The following is an 838-nucleotide window of genomic DNA, read 5'->3' as shown; positions in this document are numbered from 1 at the left end:
ATACTACTAAAAAACAAGGCGAAGAACTGTCCACTTTCACACTGGAATACACTGTTCACTTTCACACCGGAATAGGCTGTTCACTTTCAGTGGAATATTCATTTACTCCAGAAGCTTATATTAAGGCAATAGAAATATGTGAACAGGCTAACATGGAAGTCATTATTATTGATAGTATATCTCATTGTTGGGATGAATTATTAGACTTCCATTCTAAACTTGTAGGTAATTCTTTTACTAATTGGGCTAAGGTAACACCTAGACAAAAAAGTTTTGTAGATAAGATACTACAGAGTTCAGCCCATATAATAGCTACTATGAGAACTAAACAGGATTATGTACTAAATCAAAAAGATGGTAAGTATGTACCTGAAAAAGTTGGATTAAAGGCTGTACAAAGAGATGGAGTAGATTATGAGTTTACACTTGTATTTGATATTGATATAAAACACTATGTGGTATCTTCTAAAGACAGAACTAGTTTGTTTATGGGAAAACCAGAGTTTATAATTAATGAGTCAACAGGTAGGAAAATACTAGAATGGTGTAATAAAGGAGAAGCTCATGCTGGAGCTAAAGAAAGTATTAGAAACCTAATTAATAATTGTAAAACAGTTCAAGAACTTTTAATTCTCTATCAGCAAAATCCAATCTATCAAAATGAGTTTAGATCTGTATTTGAACAGAAAAAAGCCCAATTATTTACTATTACTAATCCTCAAAATTTCAATCCAAATGAACAATTTAACTATAACTAGTAATTTTACTAACATAATAGAACAAGATACATTTATTAGAGATTTTAATATTTCTAATATTAATCAATTATCTAATATAT

General features: G+C 29.5%; 1 protein-coding gene. It reads left to right on the top strand.

Annotated features, from left to right (window positions below):
* The coding region (locus GOQ24_RS11920; protein ID WP_160339783.1) for an AAA family ATPase at window positions 1-758 on the top strand (758 nt) is incomplete at its 5' end.
* Window positions 759-838: the final 80 nt, after the last annotated feature.

The organism is Myroides sp. LoEW2-1, assembly GCF_009767705.1.
Taxonomy (GTDB): domain Bacteria; phylum Bacteroidota; class Bacteroidia; order Flavobacteriales; family Flavobacteriaceae; genus Flavobacterium; species Flavobacterium album_A.
The sequence above is the reverse complement of the archived record's forward strand: the minus strand, read 5'-3'. Positions and strand labels throughout refer to the sequence as shown.